General features: G+C 76.1%; 10 protein-coding genes. 6 read left to right on the forward strand and 4 right to left on the reverse strand.

The window, feature by feature from the left end; translation table 11 throughout:
* Positions 1-203: 203 nt before the first annotated feature.
* The gene (locus L6E17_RS25005) at positions 204-1193 is read right to left on the reverse strand and encodes an RNA polymerase sigma factor RpoD/SigA (protein ID WP_236242958.1); all 990 of its coding nucleotides are present in this window, start codon (positions 1191-1193) and stop codon (positions 204-206) included.
* 795 nt (positions 1194-1988) lie between these two features.
* On the opposite strand from L6E17_RS25005, the gene L6E17_RS25010 reads away from it, so the two are divergent.
* Entirely contained in the window at positions 1989-3017 is a 1029-nt protein-coding gene (locus tag L6E17_RS25010; RefSeq protein WP_236242959.1) for a questin oxidase family protein, read from the forward strand.
* Between the two features lie 125 nt (positions 3018-3142).
* Here the strand turns inward: L6E17_RS25010 and L6E17_RS25015 are convergent, their stop codons facing one another.
* Positions 3143-3937 (reverse strand): dioxygenase, encoded by a 795-nt coding sequence (locus tag L6E17_RS25015; RefSeq protein ID WP_236242960.1) that lies wholly within the window; start codon positions 3935-3937, stop codon positions 3143-3145.
* An 87-nt stretch (positions 3938-4024) separates the two neighbouring features.
* Here L6E17_RS25015 and L6E17_RS25020 point away from each other — a divergent pair, with 87 nt between their 5' ends.
* Complete coding sequence (locus tag L6E17_RS25020) at positions 4025-4543, forward strand: MarR family winged helix-turn-helix transcriptional regulator (RefSeq protein WP_236242961.1); 519 nt, start codon at positions 4025-4027, stop codon at positions 4541-4543.
* 530 nt (positions 4544-5073) lie between these two features.
* The gene (locus tag L6E17_RS25025) at positions 5074-6462 is read left to right on the forward strand and encodes a M6 family metalloprotease domain-containing protein (RefSeq protein WP_236242962.1); all 1389 of its coding nucleotides are present in this window, start codon (positions 5074-5076) and stop codon (positions 6460-6462) included.
* Positions 6463-6495: 33 nt separating this feature from the next.
* Here L6E17_RS25025 and L6E17_RS25030 read toward each other — a convergent pair whose 3' ends face one another.
* Together L6E17_RS25030 and L6E17_RS25035 are read right to left on the reverse strand one after the other, a co-directional pair.
* Positions 6496-8697, reverse strand: a complete 2202-nt coding sequence (locus tag L6E17_RS25030) for a class I adenylate-forming enzyme family protein (RefSeq protein ID WP_236242963.1) — start codon at positions 8695-8697, stop codon at positions 6496-6498.
* Between the two features lie 139 nt (positions 8698-8836).
* Complete coding sequence (locus L6E17_RS25035; protein ID WP_236242964.1) at positions 8837-10342, reverse strand: FAD-dependent oxidoreductase; 1506 nt, start codon at positions 10340-10342, stop codon at positions 8837-8839.
* Positions 10343-10466: 124 nt separating this feature from the next.
* On the opposite strand from L6E17_RS25035, the gene L6E17_RS25040 reads away from it, so the two are divergent.
* From L6E17_RS25040 to L6E17_RS25050, 3 genes are all read left to right on the forward strand, one after another.
* The gene (locus L6E17_RS25040; protein ID WP_236242965.1) at positions 10467-11150 is read left to right on the forward strand and encodes a TetR family transcriptional regulator; all 684 of its coding nucleotides are present in this window, start codon (positions 10467-10469) and stop codon (positions 11148-11150) included.
* Between the two features lie 365 nt (positions 11151-11515).
* Positions 11516-12094 (forward strand): RNA polymerase sigma factor, encoded by a 579-nt coding sequence (locus tag L6E17_RS25045; protein ID WP_236242966.1) that lies wholly within the window; start codon positions 11516-11518, stop codon positions 12092-12094.
* Between the two features lie 5 nt (positions 12095-12099).
* Entirely contained in the window at positions 12100-12399 is a 300-nt protein-coding gene (locus L6E17_RS25050) for a zf-HC2 domain-containing protein (protein ID WP_236242967.1), read from the forward strand.
* The last annotated feature ends 136 nt before the right edge of the window (positions 12400-12535 follow it).

Here is a 12535-nt window from a genome sequence, read left to right on the forward strand (position 1 = left end):
GCGGCCCGGGAGGCCGGCAGGCCAAGGGGGCGGCCCGGGAAAGCGGGAGGTCCGGGGCGGCGGCGGGCTCGTGGGTGGTAGGCCGCAGCGCCCTGCCGGGGGGGGTGGGCAGAGCGCTGCGGGTGGGCCACCGCCCCACCCCAGGGGGGGGATCCGGGCAGGGCGGTGGGTCTGGGGCCCGGCCCTCGCGGGCCGGGCGGGGGTCAGGCCGCGGCGTCGAAGCCCGTGTCGCGGGCCAGGCGCTTCAGCTCCAGCAGGGCGTGCTTCTCGATCTGGCGGATGCGCTCGCGGGTCAGCCCGTGCTGCTTGCCGACCTCGGTGAGGGTCCGCTCGCGGCCGTCCTCGATGCCGTACCGCATCCGGATGATGGAGGCGGTCCGGTGGTCGAGCCGGTCGATCAGGTCGTCCAGTTCCTCACTGCGCAGCAGGGTGAGCACCGACTGCTCGGGCGACACCGCCGAGGTGTCCTCCAGCAGGTCGCCGAACTGGGTCTCCCCCGCGTCGTCCACCGACATGTTCAGCGACACCGGGTCGCGCGCCCAGTCCAGCACGTCGCTGACCCGCTCCGGGGTCGACCCCAGGTCGGCGGCGATCTCCGCGGGCTCCGGCTCGCGGCCGTGCTCGCGGTTGAACTCGCGCTGCACCCGCCGGATCCGGCCCAGCTCCTCCACGAGGTGCACGGGCAGCCGGATCGTGCGCGACTGGTCCGCTATGGACCGGGTGATGGCCTGGCGGATCCACCACGTCGCATACGTGGAGAACTTGAAGCCCTTGGTGTAGTCGAACTTCTCCACCGCGCGCACCAGGCCGGCGTTGCCCTCCTGGATCAGGTCCAGCAGGGGCAGGCCGCTGCGCGGGTAGCGACGGGCGACCGCGACCACGAGCCGCAGGTTCGAGCGGATGAAGACGTCCTTGGCGCGCTCCCCCTCGGCTGCCAGAAGCTCCAGCTCCTCGCGGGTGGCACCGCCCGCGGGCGCGTCGATCTCGCCGTCCAGGATCTGCCGGGCGTACACCCCGGCCTCGATGATCTGGGACAGCTCGACCTCCCTGGCGGCGTCGAGCAGCGGAGTCCGCGCGATCTCGTCGAGGTACATGCCGACCAGGTCGCGGTCGGCGATCTCCCCGCGAACGCTGTCTGCCCGCTGCGTCCCGGTGGTGGAGGACTGGTCACGGACGACGGCACGGGTTGCCATGCGAGCTCCCTTGGCTGAGTAGGTCGCGACACCCTGACGGGTGCCCTGCATCCGTGGGAAACAACGACTGGAAACCGGACAGAATTCCCACGCGGCACATCCTTTTTTGTGATCATGCAGTACCCTGTCCGGCCGCAGCCGCCGCCGAACGATGATCGATCGGTTGGACGCGCAGGTGGGAGCGTGTGCAGCAGGCCCCGCGACTGCCCGTGTGCGGCCTTCCCGCTTGGCCGGATCTCCCTGGCCGTCCCCCTTGCGGTCGGTCCGCCGGGGCATGCGCGCGGGGGTCCGGCACGGCGACGCGGCACCGGTCGGCGGACGGCCCCCGTCGGCTGACGCGGCACCCGTCGGCTGACGCGGCACCCGGTCGGCCGAGGCGGACGGTGACCCCCGCACGGCCGCCCACCGCCCTGGCCGCCTCGGCCTCCCCCGCCGCTGCGGCTGCCCCTCCAGGCCCGCTCCCGCCGGGGCCCTGCGCGGCTCCTTTCCCGCCCTTGAAGACGACGGGCACTGCCGCAGGGTTGCCCCGCTGCGGAGCCCGTCGCAGCGCAACCGTCGCAGCGGGCCGCAAGGCGCGGTGGAGGGCGGCCGCGGGGCGCCGTGGGTGTGCCGTGGGTGTGCCGCGCGGAAGGCGTGGCGGGTGACTCCTGTGGGACGGGGCTGGGGGACGCGGGCGGGCGGCTCACCCGTTCGGGTTCGGCCGCCCTGGGACCGTCGGCCTAGGTCCGCACCGTCCGGCCGGATCCGCCCCCGGCCCGATGCCCGGGACCGCGCGGCACCCCTAAGGTCCCGGGCATGGACACCAAGGGCACAGGCGACGACACGACCGGCATCCTCGACGAAGCGCTGGAGCGGCTGCACGCGTCCGGCCCCGAGCGGGACGACTGGCTCTCCAACCACGCCCCCATGGCCGTCGAGGCGCTGGTGCGGCACGGCCACGCGCCACGCGTCCACCGCTGGCTGGACGCCTACCGGGACCGGCTGGAGGACATGCCCGCCCCCTCCGTGCGGGTGACGGCCGACACCTGGCGGGAGGCGCTCGGCGACCCCGCGCGGATCACGGACTGGACGCGCTTCTTCGAGGCGGAGACCGAGGAGCGGCCCTGGCGGGACGTCCTCGCGGAGTGGTGGCCGCGGCTGCTGCCCGGGATCGCGGGCGGCGCCACCCACCCGGTGATCCGGGTCGGGCACGCGGTACGGACCCTGCTGGCCGGGGAGGCCACGGCGCCCCGCCGCGCCGAGCTCGCCCACGCGCTCGGCTACTGGGCGGCGCGCCACGCGCCGCTGCCCCCGCTCGGGACCCTGGCCGCCGCGCCGACCGCGGCCGCCGCGCTGGACGCCGTACCGGCCGCCGCGGTGCAGGACGGCGGGATCCGGGAGCGGCTCGCCCGGCTGACGGCGTTCCCGCAGTGGGGCTCGGCCGCCGGGCCCGACGAGGCACGCGACCGGCTCGCCGAACTGGTGACGGCCGCCACGCACCGGTACGCCGCCCACGCGCACGGTTCGCCGGTCATGCTGGTCCACGCGGCGACCGCGCCGAACGCCGTGCTGCGCACCCTGCCGGCGCTGCCCCGGGAGCTGTGGGTGCCCAGCCTGGGCGCCGCGTGGGCCGCGTCCGCGGCGGTCACGGCGGCGTACCGGCCGCGCGAGCCCGTTCCGTATGAGACGGGCCCGCTGCACGCGGGGGAGGTGCTGGAGCGGGCGGCCGTGCACGGCGACGAGCACGTGATCAAGTTCGCCGACACCGCGCTGGACGTCGGTGACGCCGCCGCGCTGACCGCAGCGGTCCGGGCGGTCGAGCTCATCGATCCCCTGGAGGGGTGAGCCCTGCGGGCGGCCGACGACGGCTGGAAGGACCGCGGGGCGGCGGCCGGGTGGACCGCGGGGCGGCCTGTGAGGGCCGGATGGACCGTGTCCGCCGGCGGCGGCAGCGGTCGACGGCGCGGCGCTCAGCCGAACTGGACCGAGCGTTTCGCCATGCCCATCCAGAACCCGTCGATCACGCTGCGGGCCGAGTCCAGGTCGCCCGCGGCGTCCGCCGCGCCGAGCGCCACGAACAGCGGCGCGAAGTGCTCCGTACGGGGATGGGCGAGCCTTCCGGCCGGGGACTTGTGCGCGAAGTCGAGCAGCGCGTCCACGTCCCCGGCGGCCAGCGCCCTGCCGCCCCAGTCGTCGAAGTCGGACGACCAGCCCGGCACCCCGCCGGCGTGGCGCAGGGCGGCCAGGTTGTGGGTGAAGAAGCCGCTGCCGACGATGAGCACGCCCTCGTCGCGCAGCGGCGCGAGCCTGCGGCCGACCTCCATGAGCCTGCGCGGGTCCAGGGTGGGCAGGGAGATCTGGAGCACCGGCACGTCGGCGTCCGGGTACATCTCGACCAGCGGGACGTACGCCCCGTGGTCCAGCCCGCGGTCCGGGACGTCCTGCACGGGCGTACCGGGGCCGTGCAGCAGCTTGCGGACGGCGTCGGCCGGTCCGGGTGCGCCGGGCGCGGGGTAGCGGACGCAGTAGTAGTGCTCGGGGAACCCCCAGAAGTCGTGGACGAGGGGGACGGTCCTGGTGGCGCCGAGGGCCAGCGGGGCCTCCTCCCAGTGGGCGGAGACCATCAGGATCGCGTCCGGCCGCGGGAGCGCGGCGGCCCAGGCGGCGAGTTCGCCGGGCCAGACGGGGTCGTCGGCCAGCGGCGGCGCGCCGTGCGAGAGGTAGAGCGCCGGCAGGCGCCCCTCGGTGGTGCGGGTGTCGTTCATGGCGCATCCAGAATGGTGAGCTTGCAGGCTCTCGGGGCCAGGCTAACTCGCTTTAGTTGAAGCTTCAAGAACAAGTAGGGTGGATACATGAACGCTGCCTCCGCCGACCGCGAGGGCGGTGCCGAGCCGCGCTGGCTGACCGACCGCGAGCAGGACGTCTGGCGCTCGTACCGGCACGCCACCACCCTGCTCGAGGACCACCTCGACCGCCAGCTCCAGCGCGACGCCGGAATGCCGCACATCTACTACGGGCTGCTGGTCCAGCTCTCGCAGGCCCCGCGCCGGCGCATGCGGATGACGCAGCTGGCCAAGGACGCCAAGATCACCCGCTCGCGCCTGTCCCACGCGATCGCCCGGCTGGAGAAGAACGGCTGGGTCCGCCGCGAGGACTGCCCCTCCGACAAGCGCGGCCAGAACGCCTACCTGACGGACGAGGGGTACGAGGTGCTCAAGCGCAGCGCCCCCGGTCACGTCGCCGCCGTCCGACAGGCCCTCTTCGACCGGCTCACCCCCGAGCAGACCGAGCAGCTCGGCGAGATCATGCGCGCGATGGCCGACGGGCTCCAGCAGCCCGACGCCAACACGGACCTGCCCTGGCTCCGCTGACCCCGAGCAGGTCCGCCGTCACCGCAGCAGGCGCGGCCCCCGCACGGCCGTCCTCACCCCCGCCCTCGGGGGCGGCAGTTCCGCTTCGATGGGACGGCACGGTCTCACTGGCGGCCGGAGCGCCCGGCGGGAGGGCGGGGCGGGCCGCGAGGGCGGCCGTACCGCCCGGTGGGGCAGGGGCGATCGGCCTACGGGAAAGGCAGCACCACCCGGTGGGGGCTGGGCCTCTTGGCCGCCGGTGGGGTGATACCGCTGAACGGGCCTACGCGGCCCTCCCGCGGGGGCGGCCGTACCGCTCGCCGGCCCCAGCACGCCCTTCCCGCGAGCGGCCCGACGGCCCCCGCCGGCCGGGGCCGTCGGGGGCCGTCGGGGCGGCCGTACCGTTCCACGACCGACGCGGTTCTCCCGGGTTGCCGCGGTTCCCACGATCGGGCCACCCGGCGCGCGCCCGCACACCGCCCGGCACAGGCTGAGCCCACGGAGCGCAGCCCGGAACCGGCCGGCTGCCGCCGAGCCAAGGGCGTGTGGGCATGCAGCAGCAGACCCGCCGGCGACGGCGAATACGAGGCAGACGACAGGGCGCGCGAGGCGGTCCGCCCCCGGGCGCGCGGGAGGCGCGCGGGACCCGCGGCATACGCCGTTCGGCCGCCCTCGGCACCGCCGCCACCCTGGCCATCGCCGCCCTCGCCTCCGGCAGCGTCGGCCTCGGCGGTCCCGTCCCCGCCACCGCGGGACCCGCCGCCGACACCGAGGCCGCCGCCACGGCGGGGCCCGGGCCCCGGGCCGACGCGCAGTCCCTCGCGCCGTGCCGGATCCGGACGACGTCCGGCGTGCAGATGTCGGAGGGCCTGCCGACGCCTCCCGGCTACAGCCGCTCGACCGGCGTCATCCGGGCCCTCACCCTGATGATCGACTTCCCGGACGCACCCGGTGAGGGCCTCGCCATGAGGCGGTACGCGGAGTTCTTCCCGCAGACCTCGGACTGGTTCCGCACCAGCTCCTACGGCAGGCTCCACTACGTGCCCGAGACGCCCGTGCCGGACTGGCTGCGGATGCCCCGCCCCTTCCGCGCGTACGGGATCGCGCGCGGCGCCCCCTACGAGCCCGGCTACCGGCAGCTCGTCGAGGACATCGTGGCCGCGTCCGACGACCGGGTGGACTTCAGCGCGTACGACCTGGTGAACGTCCTCGTCACGCCGAACGCGGGCCCTTCCGCGCTGGACACGGTGCTGTCGGTGACCTTCTCCGGCAACAGCGACGCACCGGAGGCGGACGGGGTGGCCCTCGCGAACACGTCGTTCGTGTACAGCCGCCAGGACGACGGCTCGGGATCGTTCCACGAGACCGGCTACCGGGTGCTGCCCCACGAGAACGGCCACGTCTTCGGCCTGCCCGACCTGTACACCAGCGAGGGCGGCGCCGCGGTGGGGCACTGGGACATCATGTCCGAGGACTGGGGCGCCAACAACGACCTGCTGGGCTGGCACAAGTGGAAGCTGGGCTGGCTCGACCCCGGCCAGGTGCGGTGCGCGGCGGCGAGCGGCACCCGCGACTACACGCTGACACCGCTGGGCCGCAACGACGGCGGACCGAAGCTGGCGCTCGTCCCGCTCGACCGGCGGTCCGGGTACGTGGTGGAGGTGCGCACGCCGGAAGGCAACGACGAGGCCGTGTGCGAGCCGGGCGTGCTCATCTACCGGGTGCGGTCCGACGTGGACACCGGGCAGGGGCCCGTCAGGGTCCTGGACAGCGAGCCGGACAGCGGCGGCTGCACCCGGCGGCCGAACGTCCACGCGGAGCTGTCCGACGCGCCCTACCGGCCGGGCGAGTCGTTCGTCGACCGGAAGGCGGGGATCCGCATCTCGGTACTGGCACGCAAGGGAGACGGCACGCACCGGGTGCGCGTCACCCGCGAGTGAGCGCCTCCAGGACCTCCTCGCGCAGCCGGTCCTTCAGGACCTTGCCGGCCGCGTTCCGGGGCAGCGGCGCGTCCCGTACGAGGATGTGCGCGGGCACCTTGAACGGCGCGAGGCCCGCTCGGAGCCGGTCCCGCAGCGCGTCCGCGGTGAGCCCCGCCCCGGTGGTACCGGGTGCCTCCGTGGCGCCGGGTGCCTCCGTGGTGCCGGGTGCCTCCGTGGTGCCGGGCGTCCCGGGGGCCGGGGGCCGTCTCCGCGCCCGCCGGGGGCCGGGGAGGCGGGAGCGTCCGCGGAGGAGTGGGCGGCGGGTGCCGCCGGGACGCGGGGGCGTACGACGGCGGCGACCTCCTCGCCGAGCACGGGGTGCGGGACGCCCAGGACGGCCGCGTCGGCGACGGCGGGGTCCGCGAACAGGGCGGCCTCCACCTCGACGCAGTACACGTTCTCGCCGCCCCGGATGACGACGTCCTTGATCCGGTCGACGACGGACACCCGCCCGTCCTCGCGGACCAGGGCCAGGTCGCCGGTGCGGAACCAGCCGTCGCCGGTGAACGCCTCCGCGGTGGCCCGCTCGTCCCGCCAGTAGCCGCGCACCAGGCTCTGGCCGCGCAGCCACAGCTCGCCGACCTCTCCGGTCGGCAGGGGGCGCCCCCCGGGTCCGGCGATCCGCGTCTCGGTGACGGGCGTGGGGCGGCCCACGCTGTCGGGGCGGCGGCGGTAGGCGTCGCCGTAGTGGGCGAGGACGCCGCCGCACGTCTCGGTGAGGCCGTAGCCGTTGCGCGGCTCGATGCGCTCGCCGTACGCCGCGGTCAGCCGCCGTACGAGCGAGGGCGGTGCGGGGGCCCCTCCGGTGTTGAGGTTGGTGAGGCTCGGGAGGCGGTGGCCGCGGGCCTCCGCCGCGTCGAGGAGCTGGAGAGCGGTGGCCGGGACACCCGCGTAGTGCGTGGCGCCGTAGCGGTCGATCAGGTCCAGGGCGGTGTCCGGGTCCCACTTGCGCATCGTCACGAGGGTCCCGCCGGCGGCCATGATCCCGTAGAGGGAGGTGAAGGCGGCCGCGTGGAAGAAGGGGAACGTCGTCAGCGACACGGGCACGCGGCCCCTGCCCGGGTGGTCACCGCGTTCCATGGCGGCCGCGGCGGCCTGGAACCGCGGGTTGACCGCCGCGGCGGCCTGGGCGAGCTGCGTGGCGACGGCCCCCTTGGGGCGGCCGGTGGTGCCGGAGGTGTACGTGATCGTGGCGTCGTCCTCGGGCCGCACGGTGACGCGGGGCGCGGCGCCCGACGGGTCCGGAGCCCCGCCGCCGTACGCCCCGGTCCCCGGCGAGCCATGCGGACCGCGCCCCTCGGACCCCCGCGAGCCGTGGGGACCGTGCGGGCCGTGCAGGCCCTGCGGGCCGTGCGGGCCGGATGAGCGGTGCGGGCCGTGGGCCCCCGGCCCCTCCGGACTGCGCGGACCATTGGGGCCGTGGGGGCCGTACTCCCCCGGTCCCGGCGGGCCGTACGGGCCGTACTCGCCCGTCCCGTACGGCTCGAACCCGTGCGGCTCGAACCCGTACGTCCCGAACCCCCGCTGCGGGTCCCCGTGGAAGACGATCCCGGGCACGCCCCGGCGCCGCGCCCACGGGGCGAGCCGCTCGGCCCGCTCGCCGTCCACGAGCAGGATGCCCGGCTCGCAGTCGTCCAGGGCGTACGCGCACTCCGCCGCCGTCCACCAGGCGTTCAGCGGTACGGCGACGAGTCCGGCGAGCTGCGCCGCCCAGAACGCGACCTGCCACTCCGGGCTGTTGCGTCCGGCGATCACCGCCCGGTCGCCCGGCCGCAGACCGTACGCGCCGGACAGCCGGCGCGCCAGGCCCGCCGCGGCCGCGTGGAAGGCGGCGTAGCTGTACGCCGTCCCGTCGTCCGCGACCAGGAACGTCCGCGTCCCGAAGCCCCGGGTGGCTTCCAGGACCTCCGGCAGCGTGCGGGGACCTCGGACGTACCGCAGCCGCCCGTCCTCTCCGCGGACGGTGGCGAACGGCGCCCCAGGCGCGCTCAGCGCGGCGACGCCGCCGGCGCCGGCGGCCACACCGGTCTCCGCCGAGGGGGTCTCCGCCGCGGGGGTCTCCGCTGCGGGGGTCTCCGCTGCGGGGGTCTCGGCCGCGGGGGTCTCGGCCGCGGGGCCGGGCTGCGCGTGGGTGGCGGTGGGTCCGCCGGGCGAGGCGGCGGGGGCCGGCTGGTCCGGGCGGCGGTACGACATGCTCGGAAGCTACCGCAGCCACCGGCATGGGGCCGTGGCCCCCGTCACCGCTCCCCACCCGTCCCGGGCGTCCGCTCCGCCCGTCCCGGGCATCCGCCCGAACGGCGCCCGCTCCGCCCGGCCCGGCGGCGTCCGGCCGTCAGTCGGCGGCCCAGGCTATGTAGCCGTCGGGCCGGACCAGCAGGGTCGTGCCCCGGCCGGCGCGGGCCCAGGTCGCGTGGACGACCTCCCCGGCCACAGCCGAGGCGGGAGCGCACCGCGCGGCGGCCGCCGCCGCGCCCGGCGGGTGCACCAGGACGAACGCGCCCTTCCTGAGGAGTTCGTAGAGGCGGCCCTCCTCCAGGGCCAGGTCCGGCGCGCGCCGCCCTGTGAGGCGGTGGGCGCCGCGTGGGGCGCGGTAGCGGATGCCGACGCCGCTGATCTGGCCGACGGCCCTGTCCGACACCGGCCGGGCGGCGCCGAGCAGACCGGTGACGGCGGCACGCAGGGCGCGCTGCGCCGGGGTGTCCGCCATGGCGAGGCGCAGGATGCCGCCGCTGCTGCGCAGCACGGCCCTGCCGACCGGGTGGCGCTCCGCGTGGTAGCTGTCCAGCAGCGCCTCGGGGTCCGGGGCGTGGCCGCGCAGCACGGCGGCCAGCTTCCACGAGAGGTTGGCCGCGTCCTGCAGCCCCGTGTTCATGCCCTGCCCGCCCGCGGGCGAGTGGATGTGGGCGGCGTCGCCCGCGAGGAAGACCCGCCCGGCGCGGTACGCCGGCACCTGCCGTTCGTCGCTGTGGAAACGGGAGAGCCAGCGCGGGTCGTGCATGCCGTAGTCGGTGCCGTGGGCCCGGCGCAGGATGCCGCGGACCTCCTCCAGCCCGACCGGTTCGCTGTCGGGCGCCTCCCGGTCGCGGTCCCAGCCCATCACCCGGTACCAGCCGTCGCCGAAAGGCGCCACGAACGCGAAGGCGCCGTCTGCGGCCTGCACGGCGACCAGGTCTTCCGGCTCCCGCGTGAACCGCACGTCGGCGAGGACCATCGAGCGGATCACCGCTTCGCCCGGGAAGGGCAGCCCCAGCAGCCCCCGCACGGTGCTGCGCAGCCCGTCCGCTCCGACGAGGTACCGGACCCTCAGCACGGACGCGCCGCCGCCGGGTGCGTCGAGCTCCGCCGTGACCCCCTCGGCGTCCTGGCGCAGGTGCCGCAGGGCCGTCTCGTACCGGAAGTCGACGCCGGCCTCCGCCGCGCGCCGCCGCAGCACGCGCTCCACCTCGTACTGGGGTGTGACGAGCAGGTACGGGAAGCGGGACCGCAGCCCGGAGAAGTCGAGCCGGGCGCGCCCGAAGAGGCGCAGCCGGGTGAGGCGGCTGCCCGTGTCGACCAGTTCGTCGGCCACGCCCCGGGCGTCGAGCGCTTCGAGGGTGCGGGCGTGGACACCGAAGGCGCGCGTGAGGTTGCCGGTGCCGGCGGGTCGGCGCTCGACGAGTGTCACCCGCAGGCCGGCCGCGGCGAGGTCTCCGGCGAGCAGCAGCCCCGTCGGGCCCGCGCCCACCACGGCGACATCCGCCTCCGTGCCACCGCCGCCCCTGTGCGCCCCCTCCTGCGGACCGGTGTCCGCGCCTGTGCCCGTGTCCGTGTCGGTGCCCGTGTGCAGCGTCCGGTTCATGCCGCCCTCCCATGGCAGACGAGCGTCAACAGTCGTTGGCCAACGCCTGTTGGTCAACGCTTGTTGGCAAGTCTGCTCCCGCCGCGGCTGGCTTGTCAACAGGTGTTGGCCTACATTCGTTGGCATGATGACGGAAGTCCCAGCCCTCGCGCCCGGAACCCCCGGCCAGGGTCCGTACGCCCCGGAGCCCCCGACCCCCGGCCAGGGTCCGCACGCCCCGGAGCCCCCGGCCCCGGGCGGCACCGCGCCGGAGGCCCCGCGCCGCTCGGACGCCACGCGTGCCGCGATCCTGGCGGCCGCCCGGGAGCGCTTCGCCGCCGACGGCTACGAGCGCGCCACCATCCGCGCCATCGCCCGTGACGCGGGCATCGACCCGTCGATGGTGATGCGCTACTACGGCAACAAGGAGCGGCTCTTCACCGCCGCGTCCGAGATCGACCTGCGCCTGCCGCGGCTGGGCGCGCTGCCCGTCCAGCACGTGGGAGCGGCCCTCGTCGGCCACTTCCTCGACCGCTGGGAGGCCGACGACGTGCTCACCGCAGTGCTCCGCGGCGGCATCACCAACCCGGCGGGGGCGGAGCGCATGCACGCGATCTTCCGGGAGCAGCTCGGCCCGCTGGTCGCCGGCCTGTGCCCGGACCCGGCCGAGGCACCCCGGCGCGCCGCGCTCGTCGCCTCGCAGATCCTGGGCATGGCCCTCGTCCGCTACGTCGTGAAACTGCCGCCCGCCGCCGACCTGACGCGGGACGAGATCGTCGCGTGGCTCGCCCCGACCGTGCAGCGCTACCTCACCGCGGAGCGGCCGTAGGACCCGGCACGCGCGGGCATCCCGCGCCCGCAGGGCCTGCGGCGGGCGCAGGCTGCACGGCGGGCGCAGGGTCCCCGGGGCGTCCGCGGGCCCGGGCGCCCGCGGGTCCTCGGCGACACAGGACACGGCCGCCACAGGGCCCGGCGGCCAAGGACGCGGCCGCCGCGGGCCGAGTGACCGCATAACAGGGCGATTTCGGGACCCGCGGCCGCCGCAACCGGAACGGAACAAACCACTTCCCCGGTTTTCCATCCGGCTTCGAGTGGCGTGGCCCACTGTTGCACGGTGACAGAAGATCGGCCGTGCCCTCACGCAGCGTCCGTGGCACAGGCCGTCGGGGAGTCGAGACCGGGGGGTCCAGGACCGTGGAGCAACGGCTGCCGAGCGCCGCGGCGCAGCGCGAGGAGACGCGCCGCGCGGAGGCGTTCGCCGCGTACGTACTGCCCGAGGTGGAGGTGCTGCTGAGGGTCGCGATGACGCTGACCTCCCAGCAGGCCGACGCCGAGGACCTGGTCCAGGAGACCCTGCTGCGCGCCTACAAGGCGGTGGACAGGTTCGACGGGCGGCACCCGCGCGCCTGGCTGCTGACCATCATGCGGCGGGCCGAGATCAACCGGCACCGGCGCAGAAGACCGCACCTGCTGGACCGGGAAGGCGACCTGGAGCGCCTGACGGCGGCCTCCGGGGACACGGAGCCGTCGCCGGAGTCCCTGGTGGTCGGCGACCTGTTCGACGAGGTCGTGGACGCGGCGATGGACGCCCTGCCGCCCGCGCACCAGCAGGTCTTACGGCTCGTCGACATCGACGGCCTGTCCTACGCGGAGACCGCCCGGCTGCTGGGCGTACCGGAGGGGACCGTGATGAGCAGACTGCACCGGGCGCGCAAGCGGATCCGCGTGCGCCTGGCGGCCGCCGGGCTCGTACCGGGGCGGGGCGGGCGGTGAGGTCCATGCGTACCGTGCGGGTGCTGCGGGCGGTACGGATGCTGCTGCGGCGCGCCGGGCCCGACCGGCCGATGGACTGCGCTCAGGTGGGCCGCGTGCTGCAGGCGCACCTGGACGGCGAGACCGGCGGGGGCACCGCGCAGCGCGTGGCCGCGCACCTGGAGCAGTGCCGCCACTGCGGCCTGGAGGCGCGGACGTACCAGGCGATCAAAGGGGCCCTGACCCGGCGCCGGGAGCCCGACCCGGACGCGCTGCGACGGCTGCGGCATTTCGGGGAGTCGCTGCTGCGGCCCGACGAGGGCTGAGCCCGGCGACGCCCTCCCTGCGGGGCTTGCGTACGGCCGCCCGCCCCCTGCGCGGGGCGTGCCGGAGGGCCGCGCTCGCCGACCCGGTGCACCGCACCCCGGCCGAGACCGCGGCCCGCGGAAGCCGGGGGCGCCG

Source organism: Streptomyces sp. CC228A, from assembly GCF_021390935.1.
Taxonomy (GTDB): domain Bacteria; phylum Actinomycetota; class Actinomycetes; order Streptomycetales; family Streptomycetaceae; genus Streptomyces.

Coding starts and splice junctions, on each gene's coding strand:
- L6E17_RS25030 (WP_236242963.1), bottom strand. CDS start 8,697: ATGTCGTACCGCCGCCCGGACCAGCCGGCCCCCGCCGCCTCGCCCGGC.
- L6E17_RS25050 (WP_236242967.1), top strand. CDS start 12,100: ATGCGTACCGTGCGGGTGCTGCGGGCGGTACGGATGCTGCTGCGGCGC.
- L6E17_RS25020 (WP_236242961.1), top strand. CDS start 4,025: ATGAACGCTGCCTCCGCCGACCGCGAGGGCGGTGCCGAGCCGCGCTGG.
- L6E17_RS25035 (WP_236242964.1), bottom strand. CDS start 10,342: ATGAACCGGACGCTGCACACGGGCACCGACACGGACACGGGCACAGGC.
- L6E17_RS25005 (WP_236242958.1), bottom strand. CDS start 1,193: ATGGCAACCCGTGCCGTCGTCCGTGACCAGTCCTCCACCACCGGGACG.
- L6E17_RS25015 (WP_236242960.1), bottom strand. CDS start 3,937: ATGAACGACACCCGCACCACCGAGGGGCGCCTGCCGGCGCTCTACCTC.
- L6E17_RS25025 (WP_236242962.1), top strand. CDS start 5,074: ATGCAGCAGCAGACCCGCCGGCGACGGCGAATACGAGGCAGACGACAG.
- L6E17_RS25040 (WP_236242965.1), top strand. CDS start 10,467: ATGATGACGGAAGTCCCAGCCCTCGCGCCCGGAACCCCCGGCCAGGGT.
- L6E17_RS25010 (WP_236242959.1), top strand. CDS start 1,989: ATGGACACCAAGGGCACAGGCGACGACACGACCGGCATCCTCGACGAA.